This is a genomic window from Bacillus cereus group sp. N21 (genome assembly GCF_016483395.1).
GTDB lineage: Bacteria > Bacillota > Bacilli > Bacillales > Bacillaceae_G > Bacillus_A > Bacillus_A pseudomycoides.
In genome coordinates this window covers 115583-140870 of record NZ_JAEHBX010000006.1, presented here as the reverse complement: position 1 = coordinate 140870, position 25288 = coordinate 115583, and the positions used below count along the sequence as shown (strand labels likewise).

Below are 25288 nucleotides of genomic sequence, written 5' to 3'. Positions count from 1 at the left end.
CTAGATACTGAAAGGACTGTATAAATAATGACTTTCTATCAAACGTTAACGCCATATTATGATGAACTTTTTCCTGCAAATGAGAAACAAATAAATTTTATAGTCTCTTATTTACAAAAAGGTAGCTCTATACTGGATGTGGGCGCAGGAACAGGTAATGTAGCCCAAGCGCTAGTTGAAAAGGGTTTTGCTGTTACTGCAATGGAACCAGAGGAGACACTGGCTGCAAAAATTCGAGAGAAGGCTGCAGTTTACGAAGGGATATTTAGTGTAAATACATTTGGGATGCAACAAATTAAAAATGTGCCTGGAGTATTTGATGGTATTTATTGTATTGGAAATACACTTGTTCATTTAGATAATACGAAAGAAATCTTTAATTTTATCTGTGGATCTTATGAAAAATTAAAAGTAAACGGAAAACTAATGATTCAAATTGTAAATTATGAAAAAGTATTAGATGAAAATAATTTCAAATTTCCAGTACTAGAGAAGAAACATTTCTCCTTTAAGCGTAATTATACGCTAGAAGGAGAAAAAGTATTATTTACTGCAACATTGAATGTAGATGATAAAGAATTATCAAATAGTATTTCGTTATATCGTATTACGAAAAAGGAATTACTGCCTATGTTAAAAGAATCTGGTTTTCGGACTATAGAAACGTTCGGTAATTTTGAGAAAGAGGCTTATTTACCTAATAAATCAGCATTAGTGCTTGTAGCTACAAAATAAATACGTTATTCAAGATGCCTTAGTGAAGGAGACCTTTCCCATTCGCTAAGGTGTTTTTTTATTTAGTTTTGCAAAATGTGATTCCAGTCATCTTTTTATCTTAGGAAAATTTTTATAATACAGTTGTTGTTAACAGATACCATTTGGAAGGCAGTGAAACAATATGGATAGAGAAGTGAAGCTAATAGAAGATATATATTGGGTTGGAAAGATTGATGATAGGGAAGTACCGTTTCATCGTTTGATTTTAGCAAAAGGAACAACTTATAATGCGTATCTTTTAAAAACTGAAAAACCAACAGTGATTGATACAGTTGATCTAGAGTTTGGAAGAGAATTTGTAGAATGTTTAAGTAAATTAATTGATCCACAAGAAATTCAATATATCGTAGTAAATCATACAGAGCCAGATCATTCAGGTGGCTTGGCAGCATTAGCCTCAAAGGCTACAAAGGCTACAATTGTATGCACAGAAATTGCAGTACCTGAGTTGCAGGAAATGTACAAATTGCATCACAGAAATTTCTTAGTCGTCAAAGATGGAGATACATTAGATATTGGTGGAAAAACGTTGAAATTTAAAGAAACCCCATATCTTCATACAGAAGAAACAATGATCACGTATTGTATCGAGGATAAAATTTTATTCCCATGTGATATTTTCAGTACACATGTAGCGAATTATGAATTCTTTAACGATGAAGTGAATGAAGATATTACGGAAGATTTCATAGGCTACTATAATGCGATCATTCATCCACATAGAAGATATGTTAGAACGTTAATGGAAGCATTGAAAGACTTAGATGTTCAAATGATTGCTCCGTCTCATGGGTACATTTTACGAAAAGATGTCCAAAAATATATCGATTTATATGCAGAAATGAGTAAAGATACAACGCAAGGTAAAAAAGTAACAATTGTATATACAACTATTAAAAACAACACGAAAAAAATTGCGAATATCATTAAAGAAACATTCGAGGCAGATAATATTAAAGTAACAGTATTTAATGCTGATAAATCGGATAAAGCTCAGATTCTAGGAAGTATTCAAGAAGCAGATGCAGTCTTCATCGGATCGTCAACTAAATATGCAGATATGATTGGAAACTTAGAAGAAATTTTAATAGAAATGAAGGAAATGAACTTAGAAGGGAAAATCGCAGCTGCATTCGGATCATACGGTTGGAGTGGTGAAGCAATCGAGGTAGTACAAGATTACCTAAATGAAACAAACATGAGAGTCCAAAGTACATCAAATGTTATTAAATCTACAGGTATGACTCATGTTGAATTCCCTATTCGCATAAGATTTTCTCCAAAGAGTGAAGAAAAAACACAACAAATCAAACATGCAACAACATTTGTTACAGATTTATTATTAAGCTCTATTTAATAGAAAAACGTAGGTGAAGACATGGAAAAGAATTTTGTTATTATCGGAAGCGGAGTAGCTGCTGTAAATGCTGCAAAAATAGTTAGAGACCATGATAAAGATTCAAATATATTCATTTTTGGTGAAGAATCATCTTTACCCTATAACAGAATTAAACTATCAAAAGAGTTATACACAGATTTGCATAGCGAAAAAGTTTTAATCAAAAAAGAGAAGTGGTACCAAAAAAATAATATATCAATTTTTACAAATACAAAGGTGGTAAAAATTGATACGGAGCAGCAACATATTGTTACAGCGAATAATGAAAAAATTGCTTATTACAAACTGTTAATCTGTACAGGTGCAAATAATAAGAAGCTACGAATAGATGGAATAAATAAAAAAAATGTCTTTACGATTAGAGACATGCATGACGCGGGTGATTTTAAAACATGTTTAGAAGGTAAAAAGAGTGTTGTAAACATTGGGGGAGGCGTACAAGGATTAGAAACAGCTTGGTCTATCGTGAACGCGGGTAAAAAAGTATCCATTGTGGAAGTTGCAGATAAATTAATGGGAAGACAATTAGATGAGAAAACGTCTCTTTTATTAAAACAAAAAATTGAAAGTGCAGGAGTAAAGGTATATTTAAATACAACTATTGATTCTATTCTCGGAGGAGAAGAAGTAACTGGAATTAAAGTAAATGGTGATCAACGAATTGCTTGTGATAGTGTTGTGTATTCAATTGGAGTCACTCCTAACATTTCACTAGTGAATCATACTCCTATCCACGTAAATAGAGGTATTGTTGTCAATGAGATGATGGAAACGAATGTGGAATCTGTATATGCTGCTGGGGATGTAGCGGAGGTAAATGGTGAAATTGACGGTCTATGGGGACGAGCAATAGATCAAGGGAAAATTGCAGGTAGTAACATGGTTTCTATTTCTGCTACTTACAAGAAAGCAATTCCAGCTACAATCTTTAATGCGTTTGATATATCTTTATTCTCAATTGGATGTATTGATGAAAAACAATGTGATACAACGATTGTTGAAGAGGATGGCAAAGAGAAATATACAAGGTTGTTTATTAAAGATAATAAAATAGTAGGTGTTATCTCATTAGAAGGAGTAGTTGCATCTATCCCTTACAAATCCGCTATTGAAGAACAAGTATCATTGGAAGAGATTGATATGAAAAATACGAATATAAGTGAAATAATGAGCAAGGTAAAAGAGAAACTACAATCTTAATATGGTAATAGAAAGAGGGCATTATAATGAAAAAATATATTTGTTTACCATGTGGTTATATTTATGATCCAGAAATTGGAGATCCAGATGAAGATATAGAACCAGGAACAAGTTTTGAAGATTTACCAGAAGATTGGGTGTGTCCAGTATGTGGAGAAGATACTGAGCATTTTGCGCCAGTAGAAGAATAGCAAAAAAAGTAACGAGAAGATTATTTAATCTCTCGTTATTTTTTATAAGGAAAGAGTTTTTTATGTGATTGGGGTCACACGTGGGTACTTTAAGAAAAGATATAATAATGTAGATACGATTAAAATTCAGCAAAAGTAGAGAAATTAGGCAAGGGATAAGAAAATTCTTACTGATTAAAGTTTCACTTTATATAATATATTTAAAGTTAGGTGAGGTAATGTGAAAGAAAAATGTTATCGTAAAAATACAATGAAGCCTTGTCCAAGAAAGGTCCTTATTTTTCAGTCCCTATCTGATGAAGAAATTTTAAAAATAGCTTCAATGACAAAACATAAGCAATTTAAAAAGGGGCAACCATTAATTCATGAAGGAGAGAAGTCAGATACATTATTTATTATTAATCAGGGGCAAGTAAAGTTATCCAAATTAACTCTTCAAGGAAAAGAGCAAATCTTGCATATTTTAACAAGTGGTGAATGTTTTTGTGAATTGAATATATTTAATTGCGATGAGAAGAGTAATTTCAGTGCATATGCTATAGAAGATACAAAAATTTGTATGTTAACAAAAGCTGATATGGATAGTATTATGGAGCGGAATCCAGGTATTGCATTAAAATTGTTAAAAACCGTTACACAACGGTTAGCACATACGGAGAATTTAGCACACAATCTGGCAACAAATGATCCGGAAGTTAGAATCGCCTATATAATTCTAGAATTTTGTGAAACGTATGGTAAAGATACTGATAAAGGAATACTTATAAACTTACCATTGACACGAGAAGAAATGGCAAACTATATAGGAATGACAAGAGAAACAATTAGTCGTAAATTAAGTAAATTTGAAGAGTTAGGATTTATGACGTCAATTGGAAATAAGCAGATTATAGTTGAAAATAAGTTAGCTTTTAGAGAATATATCGAGTAACTGGATAGGGTATATTAAACTAGATAAAAATCAATATTAAGGAGACTACACATAATATTGAATTCCTTTCTACTTTTGGAAACATACTGCTCTTAACTTGTTCTTTCGTAGAATGAGCTCCTATCTCAAGATTCAGAGGGAGAATTAGGTGGGAGAGAAAGTGGAATTTTAACCAGTGGTACTGATTAAAGCTTCTATTAGCGTTTTGTTTCAAAACACTTTCGCTATTCCATAAGAAAAAAGCTATCGCATATGCGATAGCTTTTTTTGTGAAGCGACCTTTCTAAACGAGCCGTTTCCGCTTTTAAGTATATTAACGATTTGTAAAGATTTTATCGATTAAGCCGTATTCTAGTGCTCTTTCTGCTGTCATGAAGTTGTCGCGGTCTGTGTCGCGTTGTAGAACTTCTAATGGTTGACCTGTGCGATCAGCAAGAATTTGGTTTAATTTTTCACGTAAGAATAGGATACGTTTTGCAGCGATTTCGATTTCAGTCGCTTGACCTTGTGCTCCGCCAAGTGGTTGGTGAATCATTACTTCACTGTTTGGAAGTGCATAACGTTTTCCTTTTTCACCTGCTGCAAGTAGGAAAGCACCCATAGATGCTGCCATACCGATACAAATTGTTGATACTTGTGGTTTAATAAACTGCATTGTATCGTAAATTGCCATACCTGCTGTGATAGAACCGCCAGGACTGTTGATGTAGATGTGAATATCTTTTTCTGGATCCTGAGATTCCAAGAATAAAAGCTGGGAAACGATTGAGTTTGCTACGTTGTCATCAATTGCGCTACCAAGCATAATGATGCGGTCTTTTAATAGTCGAGAGTAAATATCGTAAGCGCGTTCTCCACGATTTGTTTGTTCAATTACTGTAGGAATTAAATTCATCTGTTATTTCCTCCTTTGAAAGCTTTCTTAGTCTTATAATACAATTATGGTCAATAAAGGTCAAACGAAACCACTTTAAATCAAAAAAATATGTAGTTGTATCATGATTTATTCGCTATGTTTTTGGAATTCCCTGCTTATGTATCTTCAACATCATAACCGAATTATATAAATTTAAACGTAATAGGAGAAGTATGTTGTCCGTAAAAGACAAAAGAACGCCTTTTCATATAGAAGCGTTCTTTTGTTGCCTATTCTTTTAAGAGGTAGGTTACTTTATTTAAAATATGTTCAACTTGTTTTGCATTTTTGCTATACATTTGGCTTGCCGATTTTGATTTTGTTTCTAATGAGAATAGCTCAAGATCAGCCTGACATTTTTTTAGAGAAGCCAATAATAATGGTTTATCTTGGGGGGATGGCATTTGAAGTTTATCATCATATATATCGACAGTAAGTTGTCCGTAAGAATCGACCTGCCCGATAAAGACATTTTCTATCACCAGGCCAAGTTTCTCTAACTCAGCGTGAAGCCAAGCGCGATTATGACCACTGGCTGAAAGTGGTTCATCTAGTACGTTTCCATCCATAATTACCGTTTGTGTTTCTTTTGCAGGTGCTACTTGTAAGCCAATATCTTTTGGAGTAAGCGGCTGTTTGTCTCTTTTTAACAAGACATTTAGTTCACCGCCCGATTCTAATACAGCAAACTCAACATCCGCTATGTTAAATGCATTTTTCTTTCTAAGAAGCTCCAATAATTCATCGATAGTATAATTCTCTTTTTTTAAATTATCCTCAAAAACTTTCCCGTCTTTTATAAAAATAGTTGCTTTTCCTTCAATGAGATTTCTGATCCGCTTGTTTTTTAGGGCAACCATACCAGCGAAAAATGGAACAATAGAAAATATAATCATACTAGAAACACCGTGCCAAAAGTTTCGCTCGAGTCCTGTTGCTACTTCGGCAGCGATGTTACCGATTGTCAGACCTGCAACGTATTCAAAAAATGAAAGCTGTGCGATTTGCCTTTTTCCAAGCAATTTTGTCATTGAAAATAAAATGACTAAGAGAGCGAAGGAACGTATAATGACAAGCAGCCAGTCTGATACATGAGGCATGTTAATTCCCTCCTGTTTTACCTAAAATCCTTTATATTGTGGTTCTTCTCGTTCTAATACGGAAATTCGATTCTTAAGATCAGCGATTACACTGTCCATTTCCATCATACATTCATGGAAGACTCGCTTTGCTTCTTCTTCAACGGCATTTTGTGAAAGCGTACTTAAACTTGCTTGTGCGCTTTTTAAACTAGCGAGACATGTTTTTACACTAGCAACAACAGTCATGAGAACACCTCTTATCCTTTTGGTTTAAATAATAATGCTCCGATAAATCCGAATATGATGGCTGCAGATATACCTGCACTTGTGACTTTAAACATTCCTGTTATTACACCGACAATACCATGTTTGGCTGCTTCCGCCATAGCTCCATGAACAAGGGCGTTTCCGAAACTTGTAATCGGAACTGTTGCACCAGCCCCGGCGAAATCAATTAAGGGCTCGTATAAACCAAATCCATCTAGTATTGCACCGGCAACAACGAGTGTTGACATTGTGTGAGCGGGTGTGAGCTTACCGACGTCAAACATAAGTTGCCCGATTACGCAGATGAGTCCACCAACGACAAAAGCCCAGAAAAAAATCATTGTTGTACACCTCCAAATTCAATCGATACGGCATGAGCGATACACGGAATAGACTCGTCTTGCTGGAAGGTAAGAGGGGATAGTAAAGCACCAGTAGCTACGACAAGTATTCGATTGAATTCTCCTTTTTTCATTCTGTTCAATAAATGTCCGTATACGACGGTCGCTGAACAACCGGGACCACTTGCTCCAGCTAATACAGGTTGACCCTCTCTATAAATAAGTAATCCGCAATCTTGAAACTGCTCACTTGCTACTTTTGTTCCGTGCTTATGCAGTAAATCATAAGCAATTTCACGTCCGACATGACCGAGATCGCCTGTAACGATTAAGTCGTAGTAGGATACATCAATTTGTCTTTCCCTTAAATGTGCTTCAATCGTATCGACGGCTGCAGGAGCCATTGCACCTCCCATGTTAAAGGGGTCGGTTAGACCCATATCAATAACTCGACCGATCGTCGCTGATGTAACACGTGGCCCTTCTCCTTGATTACTTAAAAGAGCGGCGCCAGCTCCTGTGACGGTCCATTGAGCAGTAGGTGGTTTTTGTCCGCCATATTCAGTAGGATAGCGAAATTGTTTTTCAACAGCAGTATTGTGACTGGATGCACCTGTTAATAAATATTTTGCTCCTTTTGCATTTACAATACTTGCACCGAGGGCAAGTCCTTCCATAGAAGTAGAACAAGCGCCAAATAATCCAATATAGGGAGCGCCAAGAGTACGGCAAGCAAAGCTAGAGGGAGTGATTTGGTTGATAAGATCACCTGCTAAAATGAACTGAATATCTTCTTTTCGGAGCTTGGCTTTTTCAGTCGCGCGACTGCACGCTTCTTCAAATAAAACTTTATGTGCTTTTTCATAAGAATCTTGTCCGAGCCATAAGTCTTCATGAAGGGCATCAAAATCTTCAGGGATTTTTCCTTTTGCTTCAAATGGTCCACCGATAACCCCTGTTGAGATGATAACTGGTTTATTTTCAAATATCCATGTTCGGTGTCCTTGTAACATTTACATTCCTCCCCATTGGATGAGAATGGTTTTAATAAGACCGATAACAAAAGCGGCAAATACACCAAATAAAATAACGGATCCCGCTAATTTAAACATGTTGCCACCTACTCCAAGGACAAAGCCTTCTGTCTTATGTTCAATACAAGCAGATATAACGGAGTTTCCAAATCCGGTAACAGGTACGGCTGTACCGGCACCCCCAAATTGGGCGAGGCGGTCATACACCCCAAAGCCCGTAAGCAACATAGAAATAAAAATCAGTGTTGCTACTGTAGGGTTTCCTGCTGAACGCTCTGAAAAATCAAAGTATGTGATGTAGAAGGTGGAAATAAGTTGACCGATTAAACAAATAAAACCACCTACAAAGAAAGCTTTTATGCAATTTTTTAAAACGGGCCTTTTTGGTTCACGTTGTTGTTCAAATTTTTTATATTCTTGTTGTATTGGTGTTAAATCTTTATCTTTACTCGGCATGTGAATCCTTCCTTTTCCTTTAGAGAACGTACAATTAAGTATCAGAGTTCATTTCTGAGTGAATTGTTTTGAATTGTTTTTTAATGTATTCTTTGTCTGCTTCTTTTTTCTTAATTTTGTTTTCCAGTTTATCTAATAGCATAAAAATTTTTCGATCAGTACTTATATGAATATCGAAGGTTGGATTTTCGTCTTGCAATTGTTTTTTGATTTTTGTTTTTAATGGTTTTAACTGAAACCTTTCATGATGTTCAGGTTTGGCAGCTAAGTAAAGATCTGTGTTCGAGTTAACAGCTCTGACTTCTAATATTTCTTCCATAGCGAGTACCTTTTTTTTCGCGTCGTGTGCTATAGATTGATTAAAAGATTCTTCCACACTTACTTTCGTTAACTTGGGTTCCTTTTTTTTCTCTGTTTTTTTATGTGTCTCTTGTTTCACTTCTTTATCTAAATGACTAGTACATCCTGTTATGAAACCTAGTAGAAGCACGAATAACACGGTAATTGTGCCAAATTTTCGCATCCCAATCATTCCATTTCTATTGCTTTATGTAATTCGAGTGAAAAAGGATGATATGGAATCATCCTTTTTCTGTTTCTCAAAAAGTGTGTACCATCAGACGAAATAGTACTTTCATCTATTGTTGTCCGTATTGAGGCTCTTCTTGTTGAACTTCATCAACACGTGGGTTTAAAGAATCAATAATCGATTGTGTCTGCTGTGCAGCTGTTTGGAAAAGTTGCTTTGCTTGTTGGTTGTCCGTATCAAGAGCGAACCCCTCTAAGCTTGCTTGTGCGCTTTTTAATCCAGAAACAGTTTGCTTTAATTTTGTAATTACAGTCATTGAATGAAGCCTCCTTATAGAATATGAATTCAAAGGTTATGATTTGTGAATAGGGATGAAAATATAATTACCAAATTTAGGTATATATAAATGCAAATAGAAAAACCGACATAAAATCATTCTTTTTAGGAGGAAGAGAGGATCCGGCCATGCATAGAAGCGATAAGGGCCTTTTTAGCCCCATGCCGAGTGAAAACAAAGGGAGCAAGTGAGTGGAGGTCATTTTTTGTTTTCATAGCTGCGGCTTATATGTCGAAACATCAAAATGGATATAGATATAGCTTTGTTTTTGAGGAAATGGTGAGGAGTTTTTTACATGATAGTAGTTGCGTACATTGAAATAAGAAGATATAATTACCAGTATATCGTTTATGCGCCCATAGCTCAGTCGGATAGAGCGGTGGTTTCCGGTACCACGTCTGCCGGGGGTTCGAATCCCTCTGGGCGCGTTAAAAAGTCCTAACTTACATTTGTAAGTTAGGACTTTTTTATTTCTCTCTTGTTATATCTGATTATAAGATTTACTATTAGTATGTGGTTATAAAAAATGATTGTTATATATTCATTTTGATTTTCAAGCGTATCAGTCGCCGTTATGAAGAACAAAAGGTGACCTGCATTTGGTCTCTCTCTTTGTTTTCACTTGGCACGGGGCTAAAAAAGGCACTGACCGCTTCTTTTTTGAGCGGATCCTCTCTTCCACTCAAAAAATAAAGGTTCTATGTCAGTTCTTCAACTTGTATTTATATATATTTTTTATTGTTTTCTTTCAATATTATCCATTTTTCAGTTGTAAGATGTAAATTTCATTAATACATATAAGTTAATAATATTTGGAATGGGTATCTGCGCAGGATTCTCCTTTTAGGAAACTTATTGTACAATAGAAACAAGGGGGAGATTAGATTGAAGGCAAGTCTTTTACAAGAACAAAGCTTACGTTTGGCCATGACACAAGAGTTAAGACAAGCGATTACAATGCTCCAATATAATGTGCAGGAATTATCGGAGTTTTTGTATGAGCAATCGTTAGAGAATCCCCTTATTGAGTTAGGTGGCTTTGAGAGGGAGAAGAAAAAGAGCTCAAGCAAAAGTAAAAGTACAAGCAAACAAGTTGATAATCAAATGGAAATTTACAGTGTGGATTCGACAACGATTCAGCAACACTTATTAGATCAAATACAGTATTATAAAATAGATGAAGAGCAGCGAAAAGCAGCTTCTTTCATCATTATGAACATGGATGAGAATGGTTATTTACAAGAAACCAATGAAGAATTAGCAGAACTACTTGCAGCACATATTGATGTAGTGGACTGTTCTATGGAGCTTGTTCAGTCATTGGAGCCAGCAGGGGTGGGAGCGCGTAATATTCAGGAGTGTCTATCACTTCAATTGAAGCGCTTACAAAAACGAGATGAGCTGGCAGAAATGATTGTGGATGAACATTTCGCTTATTTTGTTAAGAAAGATTGGCGGAAGCTTATCCATGTTATGAAATGTAATAATGAAGAATTACAATCAGCTGTTGATTGTATTACATCGCTTCAGCCAAAACCAGGGCTTGCGTTTAGCTCTGAAAAACCGCTTTATATTGTTCCTGATATGGCTGTTAAAAAAGACGGCGATCGTCTCGTTTTACAAATAAATGAACGTAACATGCCAAGGATTGAAATTCATTCAGAGTATAGTGCACTTCTTCATAATAGTGAAAGTGAGGTTGCTTCTTATGTATCTGAGAAGTATCAGCATGTGCAGTGGATTATGCGCAGTTTAAAGCAACGGAAACAAACGCTTTTGCAAGTGATGGAAATCATTATGAAGAAACAACATGATTTCTTTTGGCAGGGGCCAGAGTACTTAAAACCACTCTCCTTAAAAGAAGTAGCTGAAGAACTAAGTGTACATGAATCTACAATTAGCCGTGCTACCCGTAATAAATATGTACAAACGCCGCACGGATTGTTTGAAATGAAGTCATTTTTTAGTAACGCAGTGGTGACAACAGAAGATGAGGCTGTTTCTACAAAGCGTGTTAAACAATTGTTGCAAGCGCTTGTAGAAAAAGAAAACAAGAAAAAACCACTTTCAGATCAAAAAATTTCAAAATTGTTAGAAGAAGAGCATGAAATCGTTATTTCAAGAAGAACGGTTGCGAAATATCGAGAACAAATGAATATTCCTGCTTCTTCTCTTCGAAAAACAATTGGATAGGTGAAGAAGATGAAGGTTGTTTTATATACGAAAACGGATTGTGGCCTTTGTGAGAAGGCAAAACAGCTGTTGAAAGAAGTGCAACATGAATATTCTTTTGAAATCGAGGAAATAGATATATATGAAGATGATGAGCTTTTAGAAAAGTATCAAATTATGATTCCTGTTGTGGAAATTGACGGAAAACAGGCGGAATGCGGTGTCATTCACAAAGATGTCATAATAAACTATATAAAGAATGCAGTTAAGAGTTGAATAAGTTTCTATCTCCTGTTACAATAATAAACGTAGCAGGGATTATTTTTTTAAACCTAGTGGGACATAAAATGTCACTACGGGACACAAAGTGACCGCGGGGGAAAATGAACCGATGCAGTGAGGAGAAAAGATATGCGCTCATGGATTCAAAATACAAAAAAATTATTACCTGATCTGCTACCTGTTATGCAAACGAGAATGCAAATTCTTCAGCACATTCGTCTCATGCAGCCGATTGGTAGAAGAAATTTATCTGCAAGTCTTGGTATGACAGAACGAGTATTGCGAAGTGAAGTACAAGTTTTGAAAGAACAAAACTTAGTTCACGTCGCCTCTTCTGGAATGACTTTAACAGAAGAAGGAACAACTGTGGTTCTTGCTTTGGAAGACTTTATGAAAGAAATTTCCGGGTTAAAGGTTTTAGAAAAACAACTTAAGGAAACATTAGACTTGGATGAAGTTTTCGTTGTCCCTGGTGATAGTGATGAATCACCTTGGGTCAAACTGGAGATGGGCCGTGCTTGTGTGACTTGTATAAAAGACCGTCTGACAGCGAATAATATCGTTGCTGTGGCTGGAGGAACAACGCTAGCTGCTGCTGCGGACATGATGCAACTGGATTGCAAAGATTTACATATGCTATTTGTCCCAGCGCGTGGTGGAATTGGAGAAGGCGTCGAATTAGAAGCCAATACCATTTGTGCGAAGATGGCACAAAATACGATGAGTAATTATCGCTTATTGTATGTTCCAGATCATGTTAGTAGCGAAGCATATGCGTCCATTGTGACAGAGCCTTCCGTGAAAGAAGTTCTTGAGTTGATTCGATCTTCCAATATCGTCATTCATGGAATAGGTGATGCGTTAACAATGGCACGTCGTAGAAGTACTTCAGAAGCAGATTGGATGAAAATTAAAACAAGTGAAGCAGTCGGCGAGGCCTTCGGTTATTACTTCAATGAACAAGGTAATGTCGTTCATAAAGTGCAAACAGTAGGTATGCAACTGAAAGATTTACAACACGTATCTCACGTTGTTGCGGTTGCTGGAGGATCTTCAAAAGCAAAAGCAATACAGGCTGTAATTAAACAAGGGCACACTTCGATTCTAATTACAGATGAAGGTGCAGCGAAACAATTAACAAAGGGTATTACCCTTTAATATAATCCCCCAAGGAGGAAATTCAAATGACTAAAATTGGTATTAATGGATTTGGACGTATCGGACGTGTGGTATTCCGCGCAGCTCTTAACAACCCTAACGTGGAAGTAGTAGCAATCAACGACTTAACAGACGCTAACACTTTAGCTCACCTTTTAAAATATGACTCTGTTCACGGAACAGTAAACGCAGAAGTATCTGCTAACGGCGACAGCATCGTTGTTAACGGTAAAGAAATCAAAGTTATCGCTGAGCGTGACCCAGCACAATTACCATGGAGCGACTACGGAGTAGAAGTAGTAGTAGAATCTACTGGACGCTTCACTAAAAAAGCAGACGCTGAAAAACACTTAGGTGGATCAGTTAAAAAAGTTATCATCTCTGCACCAGCTTCTGACGAAGATATCACTGTTGTTATGGGTGTTAACCACGAAGCATACGATGCATCTCAACACCATGTAATCTCTAACGCTTCTTGTACTACAAACTGCTTAGCGCCATTCGCTAAAGTTCTTAACGAGAAGTTCGGTATCAAACGTGGAATGATGACAACAATTCACTCTTACACTAACGACCAACAAATCTTAGACTTACCACATAAAGACTTACGTCGTGCACGTGCAGCAGCAATGAGCATGATCCCAACTACAACTGGTGCAGCTAAAGCGGTAGCATTAGTATTACCAGAACTTAAAGGTAAATTAAACGGTGGCGCAGTACGTGTTCCAACTGCTAACGTTTCTCTTGTTGACTTAGTTGTTGAACTTGACAAAGAAGTAACAGTTGAAGAAGTAAATGCAGCATTCAAAGCAGCTGCTGAAGGCGAATTAAAAGGTATCCTTGGATACAGCGAAGAGCCATTAGTATCTATCGACTATAACGGCTGCACAAACTCTTCTACAATCGATGCATTATCTACAATGACTATGGAAGGCAACATGATTAAAGTTCTTTCTTGGTACGACAACGAAACTGGTTACTCTAACCGCGTAGTTGACTTAGTAGATTACATCGCTTCTAAAGGTCTTTAATTCTTAAGTTTATAAGTTCTCAATGACAAAACGGGGGAGAGGGTTTGTTCCCTCTCTCTCTTCTTTCGTTTTAGAAGCAAATGTGATAAGCTTTTGAATGGGTTTTGTCAATCCTAACTAGTCGGAGGGAAATCCAATGAACAAAAAATCAATTCGTGACGTAGATTTAAAGGGTAAACGAGTATTTTGCCGCGTTGACTTCAACGTACCTATGAAAGAGGGCAAAATTACAGACGAGACCCGTATTCGTGCAGCTCTTCCTACAATTCAATATTTAATAGAGCAAGGTGCGAAAGTAATTTTAGCAAGCCATTTAGGTCGTCCAAAAGGACAAGTAGTAGAAGAAATGCGTCTTACTCCAGTAGCAGCACGTTTAGGTGAGCTTCTTGGTAAAGACGTGAAAAAAGCAGACGAAGCATTCGGACCAGCTGTGCAAGAAATGGTTGCAGCAATGAACGAAGGCGACGTATTAGTTCTTGAAAACGTACGTTTCTATGCGGGCGAAGAAAAGAACGATGCAGAACTAGCGAAAGAATTTGCAGCTCTTGCTGATCTATTCGTTAACGATGCATTCGGTGCAGCTCACCGTGCTCATGCTTCTACTGCAGGTATTGCAGACTACCTACCAGCAGTATCTGGTTTCCTAATGGAAAAAGAGTTAGAAGTATTAGGTAAAGCACTTTCTAACCCAGAACGCCCATTTACAGCAATTATCGGTGGTGCGAAAGTAAAAGATAAAATCGGTGTAATTCGTCATCTATTAGACAAAGTAGATAACCTAATTATCGGTGGTGGCCTTGCTTACACATTCGTAAAAGCATTAGGACATGAAATCGGACAATCTCTATGTGAAAATGACAAAATTGACTTAGCAAAAGAGTTTATGGAACTTGCAAAAGAAAAGGGCGTAAACTTCTATATGCCAGTTGATGTTGTAATTACAGAAGAGTTCTCTGAAACTGCAACAACAAAAGTTGTAGGTATCGATGCAATTCCTGAAACTTGGGAAGGCGTGGATATCGGACCGAAAACAAGTGAAATTTATGCTGATGTAATTAAAAACTCTAAGCTTGTTGTATGGAACGGACCAATGGGTGTATTTGAAATGACTCCATTTGCAGAAGGTACAAAAGCAGTAGGACAAGCATTAGCAGATGCAGAAGGTACATACTCTGTTATCGGCGGTGGTGACTCTGCAGCAGCTGTTGAAAAATTCGGTATGGCTGACAAAATGAGCCACATTTCTACTGGCGGCGGTGCGTCATTAGAATTTATGGAAGGTAAAGAACTTCCAGGTGTAGTTTGTCTTAACGACAAATAAGTAGCAGCCAAAGAAAAAGGACGGTGCAAAGCATGCGTAAACCAATTATCGCAGGTAACTGGAAAATGAATAAAACTTTATCTGAAGCAGTTAGCTTCGTAGAGGAAGTAAAAGGTCAAATCCCAGCAGCTTCAGCTGTTGATGCAGTAGTTTGCTCTCCAGCTCTTTTCTTAGAGCGCTTAGTAGCGGCAACTGAAGGAACGGACTTAAAAGTAGGTGCACAAAACATGCACTTCGAAAAAAATGGTGCATTCACTGGCGAAATTAGCCCAGTAGCACTTAGCGACTTAAAAGTGAGCTACGTAGTACTTGGCCACTCTGAGCGTCGTGAAATGTTTGCTGAAACAGACGAAACAGTAAACAAAAAGACTCTTGCAGCATTTGAACATGGTTTAACACCAATCGTTTGCTGTGGTGAAACTTTAGAAGAGCGCGAAAGCGGAAAAACATTTGATCTAGTAGCAGGTCAAGTGACAAAAGCACTTGCAGGTTTAACAGAAGAGCAAGTGAAAGCTACTGTTATCGCATATGAGCCAATTTGGGCGATCGGTACAGGCAAATCTTCTTCTTCTGCAGATGCAAACGAAGTATGTGCGCACATCCGTAAAGTTGTTGCAGAAGCTGTTTCTCCAGCAGCAGCAGAAGCTGTTCGTATTCAATACGGCGGTAGCGTAAAACCAGAAAACATTAAAGAATACATGGCACAATCTGACATCGACGGCGCTTTAGTTGGCGGTGCTAGCTTAGAGCCTGCTTCCTTCTTAGGTCTTCTGGGGGCGGTAAAATGAGAAAGCCAACAGCTTTAATCATTCTTGACGGTTTCGGACTACGTGAAGAAACTTACGGGAATGCTGTAGCACAAGCTAAGAAACCTAATTTTGATGGTTACTGGAACAAGTTCCCTCACACAACGCTTACAGCATGTGGTGAGGCAGTGGGTCTTCCAGAAGGTCAAATGGGTAACTCTGAGGTTGGTCACTTAAATATCGGTGCTGGCCGCGTAGTATATCAAAGCTTAACACGTGTGAACGTTGCAATTCGTGAAGGTGAGTTCGATAAGAACGAAACATTCCAAAATGCAATTAAAAGCGTAAAAGAAAAAGGTACAGCTCTTCATTTATTCGGTTTACTTTCTGATGGTGGTGTGCACAGTCACATGAACCATATGTTTGCTCTTCTTCGCTTAGCAGCAAAAGAAGGCGTGGAGAAAGTATACATCCATGCATTCTTAGATGGCCGCGATGTTGGACCACAAACAGCAAAAGGTTATATCGATGCAACAAATGAAGTAATTAAAGAAACAGGAGTAGGTCAATTCGCAACAATCTCTGGTCGTTATTACTCCATGGACCGTGACAAGCGTTGGGATCGCGTTGAAAAATGTTACCGTGCTATGGTGAATGGCGAAGGACCTACTTATAAATCAGCACATGAATGCGTAGAGGACTCTTATGCAAATGGTATCTATGATGAATTCGTATTGCCATCTGTAATTGTTAATGAAGATGAAACGCCAGTTGCAACAATCAATGATGATGATGCAGTTATCTTCTATAACTTCCGTCCAGACCGCGCAATTCAAATTGCACGTGTATTTACAAATGAAGACTTCCGTGAGTTCGATCGTGGTGAAAAAGTACCTCACATTCCAGAATTCGTTTGTATGACACACTTTAGTGAAACAGTAGATGGTTACGTGGCATTCAAGCCAATGAACCTTGATAACACATTAGGTGAAGTTGTTGCGCAAGCGGGATTAAAACAACTTCGCATCGCGGAAACTGAAAAGTATCCGCACGTTACATTCTTCTTTAGCGGTGGTCGTGAGGCTGAATTCCCAGGAGAAGAGCGTATCTTAATTAACTCACCTAAGGTTGCAACTTATGACTTGAAACCTGAAATGAGCATTTACGAAGTAACCGACGCTTTAGTAAATGAAATCGAAAATGATAAAAATGATGTTATCATTCTTAACTTTGCAAACTGTGATATGGTTGGCCATTCTGGGATGATGGAACCAACAATTAAAGCAGTAGAAGCAACTGACGAATGTTTAGGAAAAGTTGTAGAAGCGATTCTTGCAAAAGATGGTGTAGCACTTATTACTGCTGACCATGGTAATGCTGATCAAGAGTTAACTCCTGACGGTGGGCCAATGACAGCTCATACAACGAACCCGGTTCCTTTCATCGTTACGAAAAATGATGTTGAATTACGTGAAGATGGCATCTTAGGAGATATCGCTCCAACAATGCTTACACTTCTAAATGTTGAACAACCGAAAGAAATGACAGGTAAAACAATTATTAAATAATTAAATTGCACATATAAAAGGAGAGAAAATATTATGTCAACAATTATTGATGTTTATGCTCGCGAAGTCCTAGACTCTCGTGGTAACCCAACTGTAGAAGTAGAAGTTTACACAGAAAGTGGCGCATTCGGACGCGCTATCGTACCAAGTGGTGCATCTACTGGTGAGCACGAAGCAGTAGAATTACGTGACGGTGACAAATCTCGTTACCTTGGTAAAGGTGTTGTTAACGCAGTAAACAACGTTAACGAAATTATCGCTCCAGAAATCGTTGGTTTCGACGTAACTGATCAAGCTGGTATCGACAACGCTATGATCGAATTAGATGGCACTCCAAACAAAGGTAAATTAGGCGCTAACGCTATCCTTGGTGTATCTATGGCAGTAGCTCACGCAGCAGCTGACTTTGTAGGTCTTCCATTATACCGTTACCTTGGTGGATTCAATGCAAAACAATTACCAACTCCAATGATGAACATCATCAACGGTGGTTCTCACGCTGATAACAACGTTGACTTCCAAGAGTTCATGATCTTACCAGTTGGTGCTCCAACATTCAAAGAATCAATTCGTATGGGTGCTGAAGTATTCCATGCATTAAAAGCTGTATTACATGACAAAGGTCTTAACACTGCAGTAGGTGACGAAGGTGGATTCGCTCCAAACCTTGGTTCTAACCGTGAAGCATTAGAAGTAATCATCGAAGCTATCGAAAAAGCTGGTTACAAAGCTGGCGAGAACGTATTCTTAGGAATGGACGTTGCTTCTTCTGAGTTCTACAACAAAGAAACTGGTAAATACGATCTTACAGGCGAAGGCCGCAGCATGACTTCTGCAGAAATGGTTGATTTCTACGAAGGTCTTTGCAACGACTTCCCAATCATCTCTATCGAAGATGGTTTAGACGAAAACGACTGGGATGGCCACAAATTATTAACTGACTGTCTTGGCAAAAAAGTTCAATTAGTTGGTGACGATTTATTCGTAACGAACACTCAAAAACTTGCTGAAGGTATCGAAAAAGGTATCTCTAACTCAATCTTAATTAAAGTTAACCAAATCGGTACTTTAACTGAGACTTTCGAAGCAATCGAAATGGCTAAACGTGCTGGTTACACAGCAGTTGTATCTCACCGTTCTGGTGAAACTGAAGATGCTACAATCGCTGACATCGCAGTTGCAACGAATGCTGGCCAAATCAAAACTGGTTCTATGAGCCGTACTGACCGTATTGCTAAGTACAACCAATTATTACGCATCGAAGACGAACTAGGCGAAATCGCTGTTTACGATGGTTTAAAATCTTTCTATAACTTAAAAAAATAATTTAAATGTAGTTTTTAATTGTTTAAATTAAGTGATAAAAAACCTCCTATTTATGATAGGAGGTTTTTTTATATGTTTGTAATGCATGTGAGTTAACATCAATAAAACAATTTAATATAATGAACCTGTGATATAAATAGAAAATGTTTAATCAAGAGAGGAAATGGGGTAATGAGAATGGTTAAACTGAGTACAGCGATAGATAATGAAGAATCTAATGAAATTACAGAATGGTTAGAAAAATACATCTTTCCAATTGATTTTCCGGAAGACTGCTACTTTGATGTAAACACCATTTTATATTCAGTCAATTTAGCCAAACATCATACAATAGTATGTTCAATTGTTCATAATTCCGAACCCGCCACTTTTTCTCCAGAAGAGCTAAACGCAGCTATATTAGAAGGGTGTAGAAAAATAGGACTAAATGAAGGGTGTTACTATTTTAACGTTAATGTTCATGATAATATTGCAAGGGTAGTAGAGAGTATTGGATCATATAGCTTAAAGAGAGCAGAAAAGAACTATGCGCTATTTCCATTGTATTACCTATTAACAGAAAACAGAGCAGTTGAAGGTGGCACAAGTTATACGGGGCTTATTGGAAGAAATAAAGATTGGATGCTAACAATTGAATTTGCAACGAAGATAAATTTCATAGTACATGGGAGTAAAGAATTTTGTGATGTAGTATATCAGGCATTATATAAAAAGGACACTAGGTAACGTATTAGTGTTCTTTTTATGTTTTTTAGGACAAATTTTTAGGGATATTGTGAACTTGATTCATATATTTAAATAAATCTATATAAGGATATCTCTTTTTTAAAATAGTAAATCCTAAAAATCAGAAAATATAAACTTTTTATTTTAGGTCAATGTTTTTGACGTAAATTCCGATCGGAAACCCAGTCATACCAAGGGTGTAAGCGTATAACATATGTCATTTTTGTTGTCAAGTTGATAAATTGCAGCTTTTTACAATTTATACTATGATAAGAATAGAAAACAGAAGATCGTATAAACATGAGGGATGATGAACATGAAGTTTACTAAGATTATTGTCCAAGTTGTAGCTCTTTACGTGTTTTACATGATTGGAACATGGGTGCAAGAAATGTTGAATATTCCAATTCCAGGTAGTTTGATTGGCTTATTTTTGTTGCTTATTTTACTTAGCATGAAGGTTCTTCCTGTGAAATGGTTTGATTTAGGAGCAGAAACACTCGTTGCTATTATGCCGTTTTTATTGATTCCGCCAACGATTGGCTTAATGAATTACGGTGCTTTTTTTATGAGTAAAGGAATTTCTCTTTTCATTACAATTGTAGCGAGTACATTTTTAATTATTATTGTCGCAGGACATACAGGACAATATCTTGCGAATAGAAAGGAAAAAGAATCGCGATGAGCCAAATATTAATCGGAATTGGTTGGGTTATTCTTACATTGTTATTATATCAATTATCTAAAAAGATTTATAAAGTATTGCCAACACCATTTACCATTCCAATGCTTGTAGCAACAGCATTAATGATTGTCTTATTACTTGTGCTGGATATACCATATCAACAATACATGCAGAGTGGTGGCGGCTGGATTTCAAAACTGCTTGGTCCAGGGGTGGTAGCATTTGCTATTCCATTATATAAACAGCGTCATGTGTTGCAAAAATATATTGTACCGATTGCGGGTGGTGTATTAGTCGGAACAACAGTTGCGATTGCAAGTGACTTAGTGATTGCAACGCTTATGGGAACAGATAAAAGCTTAATTTTATCTTCTTTACCAAAATCCGTAACAATGCCAGTTGCAATGAGTGTATCTGAGCAGGTTGGCGGCGTTCCATCTTTAACAGCAGCATTCGTTGTTGTTGCAGGGATTACAGGAACAATTACAGGTCCGCTTTTATTGAAATGGAGCCGCGTTACAAACTCTGTTGGTAAAGGGATTGGTTTTGGATGTGCATCACATATTATGGGTGTGATGAGAGCGATGAAAAACAATGAACATGAAGGTGTTATTGGATCGGTAACAATGACATTGACGGCTATTTTAACTTGTCTGCTTGGACCGCTATTTGCAACCATGTTTATGTAATAGATGAAAGTGAGAGCAATAGGAACAGCTCTCGCTTTTCTGTTGGATTTGTGCTACAGTTAAATTAACTGAATCTTTGTAGGAGGTACGCCAGGTGCATACGTTATTATCAGTTTTACTTATTATTGTATCGATTTTGATGATTGTTATGGTACTTATGCAGTCTAGTAATAGTTCAGGCCTTTCAGGTGCTATTTCAGGCGGTGCAGAGCAATTATTTGGTAAGCAAAAAGCACGCGGAATTGAAGCGGTATTAAACCGTATTACAGTTGTTTTAGCTGTACTATTCTTTGCACTAACAATTGGAGTTACGTACTTAAGCATATAAGTAAAGGTCTTGCTTTTTGACAGATATGAAAAAAGAAGAAGCGTTAGCGGATTCGCGCTAATGGTTCTTCTTTTTTTGTCTCATTTGTATTTCATTATTCGCAAAAAGTTTCTAATTAGATTATGGAAATGGAACTATGGTAAACTAAGGATAGAAACAATACGACTAGATTATAGAAGAGAAAGAGGAGAAGAAGATGATGAAATTAGCATCTCCGAAACCATTTACATTTGAAGGTGGAGACCGTGCTATTTTATTACTACATGGATTCACGGGAAATTCAGCTGATGTACGTATGCTCGGGCGTTTTTTAGAGAAAAAAGGCTATACTTGCCACGCCCCAATTTATAAAGGTCATGGTGTACCGCCAGAACAACTTGTTCGTACAGGTCCTGAAGACTGGTGGAAAGATGCTATGGCTGCGTATCAACATTTGAAGGATCAAGGATATGAGAAGATTGCGGCTGTTGGACTATCACTGGGCGGTGTATTCTCGTTAAAACTTGCTTATACATTACCGATTTTAGGTGTTGTACCAATGTGTGCGCCAATGTACATTAAGAGCGAAGAAATTATGTATCAAGGTATATTGGCATACGCACGTGAATATAAAAAACGTGAGCAGAAATCACCAGAGCAAATTGCAGAAGAAATGATGGAATTTAAAAAGACACCAATGAATACATTAAAAGCATTACAAGATTTAATTCGTGACGTACGCAATAATGTTGATATGATTTATGCTCCAACATTTGTTGTACAAGCACGCCATGATGAAATGATTAATACAGACAGTGCAAACATTATCTATAATGGTGTAGAGTCCACGTTAAAAGAAATTAAGTGGTATGAAGATTCTACGCATGTTATTACGCTTGATAAACAACGTGATGAGCTACACGAGGATGTATATAACTTCTTGGAGCAACTAGATTGGTAAGATCTAGTTGCCTCTTTTTTTCATGAGGTATTAAAACCATTCTTTTTAGGGTGGAAGAGAGGGTCCATCGATGGATAGAAGTGGTCAGTGCCTTTTTTCGCCCCATGCTGTGTGAGAACAGAAGGAGAGAATGAGTGGAGGGCTTTTTTTATAGACGCAACGTAGGTTCCTGTAAATCAAAATGGGTTTATATAGAAATAAACTTTTGAGATGAGGATTACGCAGCAGAATAAATGGTGAAAAACGAGTGTTTATAGAAGTTTCACTTTATATAGAGTCAATGTTTCGGATACACTAAATAATATGAGGATTTAAAGGAGGTATTTGTGCTTGGAAGACATTATTCAAGAACATATTGATAAATTATTGTTATTTATGAAAGAAGAAGCGTATAAGCCGCTAACGATACAAGAATTAGAAGCTGCTTTTGGAATTGTAGATTCCGCTGGCTTTAAAGATTTTGTAAAGGCACTTGTTATGATGGAAGAGAAAGGACTTGTTGTTCGTACACGTAGCAATCGCTATGGCCTTCCAGAAAAGATGAATTTAGTGCGCGGTAAGTTAATTGGACATGCACGTGGTTTTGCATTTGTCGTGCCGGAAGAGAAGAAGACAGGCGACGATGATATTTTTATCCCGCCCACAGAATTAAATGGTGCACTTCATGGCGATACAGTGTTAGCTCGTATTAATTCACAATCTAGCGGATCACGCCAAGAAGGTACGATCATTCGTATTGTAGAACGTGGTACGAAGGAACTAGTTGGTACATATACAGAATCAAAAAATTTTGGATTTGTACTTCCTGATAATAAACGTTGGACAAGTGACATTTTTATTCCGAAAAGTGCATCTATGGGTGCGGTAGAAGGGCATAAAGTTGTTGTGAAAATTACAAGCTATCCGCAAGATCGTTTAAGTGCGGAGGGGGAAGTTATTCAAATTCTAGGTCATAAAAATGACCCAGGGGTAGATATCTTATCTGTTATTCATAAACATCATTTGCCATTAGCATTCCCGGAAGATGTAATGGAACACGCGAACAGTGTACCAGAAACGATTTCAGAAGAAGATTTAAAAGACCGCCGAGATCTTCGTGATCAAATGATTGTGACAATTGATGGTGCAGATGCAAAAGACTTAGATGATGCGGTAACAGTAACAAGGCTTGAGAATGGTAATTATAAACTTGGTGTTCATATTGCGGATGTAAGTCATTATGTCTATGAAGGATCTCCAATTGATGTTGAAGCAGCAGAGAGAGCAACGAGTGTGTATCTTGTTGACCGTGTAATTCCGATGATTCCACATCGTTTATCAAACGGAATCTGTTCCTTGAATCCGAAAGTGGATCGCCTTACACTATCTTGTGAAATGGAAATTAACAATCTTGGTGATGTTGTGAGCCATGAGATTTTCCAAAGTGTCATTAAAACGACAGAGCGTATGACATACGCTGATGTAAGAAGTATTTTAGAAGATGAAGACGAAGAGTTAATTAAACGTTATGAGCCATTAGTACCGATGTTTAAAGAGATGGGTCAGTTAGCGCAAATCTTACGTGAAAAACGTATGAGACGTGGTGCGATTGACTTTGACTTTAAAGAAGCAAAAGTACTAGTAGATGAAGAAGGTAAACCGACAGATGTTGTAATGCGTGATCGTTCGGTATCAGAAAAGCTAATTGAAGAATTCATGCTTGTTGCCAATGAAACGGTAGCAGAGCATTTCCATTGGATGAACGTACCGTTTATGTACCGTGTCCATGAAGATCCGAAAGAAGATAAATTAGAGCGTTTCTTCGAATTTGTAACAAACTTTGGCTATGCGGTAAAAGGACGTGCGAATGAAATACATCCTCGCGCGCTGCAACAAATTCTTGAAATGGTACAAGGGCAGCCTGAGGAAGTCGTGATTTCAACAGTTATGCTTCGTTCGATGAAACAAGCTCGTTACGATGCAGATAGCTTAGGTCACTTCGGTTTATCAACAGAATTCTATACACATTTCACATCACCAATTCGTCGTTATCCAGATACGATTGTTCACCGATTAATTCGTGAATATATTATTAACGATAAAATTGATAACGAAACACAAGCAAAATGGCGTGAAAAGTTACCAGAGATTGCAGAGCATTCTTCTAACATGGAACGCCGCGCTGTTGAGGCAGAACGCGAAACAGACGAACTGAAAAAAGCAGAATATATGCTTGATAAGATCGGTGAAGAGTACGACGGTATGATTAGTTCTGTAACAAACTTCGGTTTATTCGTAGAGCTTCCGAATACAATTGAAGGTCTTGTTCACGTTAGCTATTTAACGGATGATTACTATCGCTATGACGAACAGCACTTTGCGATGATCGGTGAACGTACAGGTAACGTCTTCCGCATCGGTGATGAAATTACAATTCGCGTTATTAATGTAAACAAAGATGAACGCGCAATTGATTTTGAAATCGTCGGTATGAAAGGTAGCCCAAGACGTAAATTCAAAGATCGTCCAGTTGTGATTGAACAGCCAAAAGGTGGTAGAAAGAGACGCAGTGGTCGCGGCGAACGTAATAATGAGCGCGGCGGTGCACGTGACAATGAACGTGGTAGTGGAAGAAAATACGAACGTGGTGGTCAAGGGAAAGAATCCTCTGGTCGTCCAGGGAAAAAAGATGGTAACGGTAAAAAGAAAAAGCCATTCTTTGAAAATGTCCCAGGATTTAAGAAGAAAAAGAAAAAGCGTAAGTAAGAAGGAGGGCTTTGCTTATATACTGAGCGAAGCCACTTCTTTTCTGGTGGTATCTAGTTAAGGCGGCAAGCTCTTCGTGTTTAAGAACCTTCTGCAAAAGAAGATAAAAAG

27 protein-coding genes and 1 tRNA gene are annotated in these 25288 nt (G+C 37.4%); 20 read left to right on the top strand and 8 right to left on the bottom strand.

The genetic code is table 11. The annotated features are described in order from the left end of the window. The first annotated feature begins 27 nt into the window (after positions 1-27). From JDS96_RS05725 to JDS96_RS05705, 5 genes are all read left to right on the top strand, one after another. On the top strand, positions 28-735 hold the full coding sequence (locus tag JDS96_RS05725) for a class I SAM-dependent methyltransferase (protein WP_199666348.1): 708 nt from the start codon (positions 28-30) through the stop codon (positions 733-735). 163 nt (positions 736-898) lie between these two features. Then, the gene (locus JDS96_RS05720) at positions 899-2134 is read left to right on the top strand and encodes an FprA family A-type flavoprotein (RefSeq protein ID WP_199666347.1); all 1236 of its coding nucleotides are present in this window, start codon (positions 899-901) and stop codon (positions 2132-2134) included. Between the two features lie 21 nt (positions 2135-2155). Further along, positions 2156-3376 (top strand): NAD(P)/FAD-dependent oxidoreductase, encoded by a 1221-nt coding sequence (locus tag JDS96_RS05715; protein WP_199666346.1) that lies wholly within the window; start codon positions 2156-2158, stop codon positions 3374-3376. A gap of 26 nt (positions 3377-3402) precedes the next feature. Then, positions 3403-3567: a rubredoxin gene (rd, locus tag JDS96_RS05710; protein ID WP_000759862.1), complete on the top strand. Its 165-nt coding sequence runs from the start codon at positions 3403-3405 to the stop codon at positions 3565-3567. Positions 3568-3817: 250 nt separating this feature from the next. After that, positions 3818-4498: a Crp/Fnr family transcriptional regulator gene (locus tag JDS96_RS05705; RefSeq protein WP_199666360.1), complete on the top strand. Its 681-nt coding sequence runs from the start codon at positions 3818-3820 to the stop codon at positions 4496-4498. A 313-nt stretch (positions 4499-4811) separates the two neighbouring features. Here JDS96_RS05705 and clpP read toward each other — a convergent pair whose 3' ends face one another. The 8 genes from clpP to JDS96_RS05665 all read right to left on the bottom strand — a co-directional run bounded on the left by clpP (position 4812) and on the right by JDS96_RS05665 (position 9439). Further along, positions 4812-5393 carry an ATP-dependent Clp endopeptidase proteolytic subunit ClpP gene (clpP, locus tag JDS96_RS05700; protein ID WP_001049163.1) on the bottom strand — a complete coding sequence of 194 codons (582 nt, stop codon included), beginning with the start codon at positions 5391-5393 and terminating at the stop codon, positions 4812-4814. A gap of 251 nt (positions 5394-5644) precedes the next feature. Beyond that, a complete protein-coding gene (locus JDS96_RS05695; RefSeq protein ID WP_199666345.1) occupies positions 5645-6514 on the bottom strand; it encodes a DUF421 domain-containing protein in 870 nt (289 codons plus the stop codon). A 21-nt stretch (positions 6515-6535) separates the two neighbouring features. Continuing rightward, positions 6536-6742: a DUF1657 domain-containing protein gene (locus JDS96_RS05690; RefSeq protein ID WP_098610243.1), complete on the bottom strand. Its 207-nt coding sequence runs from the start codon at positions 6740-6742 to the stop codon at positions 6536-6538. 11 nt (positions 6743-6753) lie between these two features. Next, on the bottom strand, positions 6754-7104 hold the full coding sequence (gene spoVAE / locus JDS96_RS05685) for a stage V sporulation protein AE (protein ID WP_098610244.1): 351 nt from the start codon (positions 7102-7104) through the stop codon (positions 6754-6756). Further along, positions 7101-8117, bottom strand: coding sequence for a stage V sporulation protein AD (spoVAD, locus tag JDS96_RS05680; RefSeq protein WP_199666344.1), 1017 nt, complete (start codon positions 8115-8117; stop codon positions 7101-7103). The genes spoVAE and spoVAD overlap by 4 nt, the downstream gene beginning before the upstream one ends. After that, positions 8118-8594, bottom strand: a complete 477-nt coding sequence (spoVAC, locus tag JDS96_RS05675) for a stage V sporulation protein AC (protein WP_017153375.1) — start codon at positions 8592-8594, stop codon at positions 8118-8120. It lies immediately after the preceding gene. Positions 8595-8628: 34 nt separating this feature from the next. After that, a complete protein-coding gene (locus JDS96_RS05670; RefSeq protein WP_098610246.1) occupies positions 8629-9117 on the bottom strand; it encodes a YhcN/YlaJ family sporulation lipoprotein in 489 nt (162 codons plus the stop codon). A gap of 115 nt (positions 9118-9232) precedes the next feature. After that, a complete protein-coding gene (locus tag JDS96_RS05665; protein ID WP_003201925.1) occupies positions 9233-9439 on the bottom strand; it encodes a DUF1657 domain-containing protein in 207 nt (68 codons plus the stop codon). A 373-nt stretch (positions 9440-9812) separates the two neighbouring features. Here JDS96_RS05665 and JDS96_RS05660 point away from each other — a divergent pair. From JDS96_RS05660 to rnr, 15 genes are all read left to right on the top strand, one after another. Next, a tRNA-Arg gene (locus JDS96_RS05660) sits at positions 9813-9888 on the top strand. A gap of 457 nt (positions 9889-10345) precedes the next feature. Further along, entirely contained in the window at positions 10346-11653 is a 1308-nt protein-coding gene (gene rpoN, locus JDS96_RS05655) for an RNA polymerase factor sigma-54 (protein ID WP_199666343.1), read from the top strand. 9 nt (positions 11654-11662) lie between these two features. After that, positions 11663-11908, top strand: coding sequence for a glutaredoxin family protein (locus JDS96_RS05650; RefSeq protein ID WP_018765089.1), 246 nt, complete (start codon positions 11663-11665; stop codon positions 11906-11908). Between the two features lie 135 nt (positions 11909-12043). Next, positions 12044-13072, top strand: coding sequence for a gapA transcriptional regulator CggR (gene cggR, locus JDS96_RS05645; protein WP_098610247.1), 1029 nt, complete (start codon positions 12044-12046; stop codon positions 13070-13072). 26 nt (positions 13073-13098) lie between these two features. After that, a complete protein-coding gene (locus JDS96_RS05640; RefSeq protein ID WP_003201932.1) occupies positions 13099-14103 on the top strand; it encodes an ArsJ-associated glyceraldehyde-3-phosphate dehydrogenase in 1005 nt (334 codons plus the stop codon). A gap of 136 nt (positions 14104-14239) precedes the next feature. After that, positions 14240-15424 (top strand): phosphoglycerate kinase, encoded by a 1185-nt coding sequence (locus JDS96_RS05635; protein ID WP_199666342.1) that lies wholly within the window; start codon positions 14240-14242, stop codon positions 15422-15424. Between the two features lie 32 nt (positions 15425-15456). Further along, positions 15457-16212, top strand: coding sequence for a triose-phosphate isomerase (gene tpiA, locus JDS96_RS05630; RefSeq protein WP_003201936.1), 756 nt, complete (start codon positions 15457-15459; stop codon positions 16210-16212). Next, positions 16209-17738, top strand: coding sequence for a 2,3-bisphosphoglycerate-independent phosphoglycerate mutase (gene gpmI / locus JDS96_RS05625; RefSeq protein ID WP_199666341.1), 1530 nt, complete (start codon positions 16209-16211; stop codon positions 17736-17738). Before tpiA ends, gpmI begins: the two co-directional genes overlap by 4 nt. Positions 17739-17771: 33 nt before the next feature. Continuing rightward, complete coding sequence (gene eno / locus JDS96_RS05620; RefSeq protein WP_199666340.1) at positions 17772-19064, top strand: phosphopyruvate hydratase; 1293 nt, start codon at positions 17772-17774, stop codon at positions 19062-19064. A 177-nt stretch (positions 19065-19241) separates the two neighbouring features. Continuing rightward, entirely contained in the window at positions 19242-19790 is a 549-nt protein-coding gene (locus JDS96_RS05615; protein WP_242479859.1) for a hypothetical protein, read from the top strand. Between the two features lie 316 nt (positions 19791-20106). Continuing rightward, complete coding sequence (locus JDS96_RS05610) at positions 20107-20475, top strand: CidA/LrgA family holin-like protein (protein ID WP_018765084.1); 369 nt, start codon at positions 20107-20109, stop codon at positions 20473-20475. Beyond that, complete coding sequence (locus tag JDS96_RS05605) at positions 20472-21164, top strand: LrgB family protein (RefSeq protein ID WP_018765083.1); 693 nt, start codon at positions 20472-20474, stop codon at positions 21162-21164. Before JDS96_RS05610 ends, JDS96_RS05605 begins: the two co-directional genes overlap by 4 nt. A 94-nt stretch (positions 21165-21258) precedes the next feature. Then, positions 21259-21492, top strand: coding sequence for a preprotein translocase subunit SecG (secG, locus tag JDS96_RS05600; RefSeq protein ID WP_003201945.1), 234 nt, complete (start codon positions 21259-21261; stop codon positions 21490-21492). A gap of 199 nt (positions 21493-21691) precedes the next feature. After that, the gene (locus tag JDS96_RS05595) at positions 21692-22432 is read left to right on the top strand and encodes an alpha/beta hydrolase (protein WP_199666338.1); all 741 of its coding nucleotides are present in this window, start codon (positions 21692-21694) and stop codon (positions 22430-22432) included. Between the two features lie 330 nt (positions 22433-22762). Continuing rightward, the gene (gene rnr / locus JDS96_RS05590; protein WP_199666337.1) at positions 22763-25177 is read left to right on the top strand and encodes a ribonuclease R; all 2415 of its coding nucleotides are present in this window, start codon (positions 22763-22765) and stop codon (positions 25175-25177) included. The last annotated feature ends 111 nt before the right edge of the window (positions 25178-25288 follow it).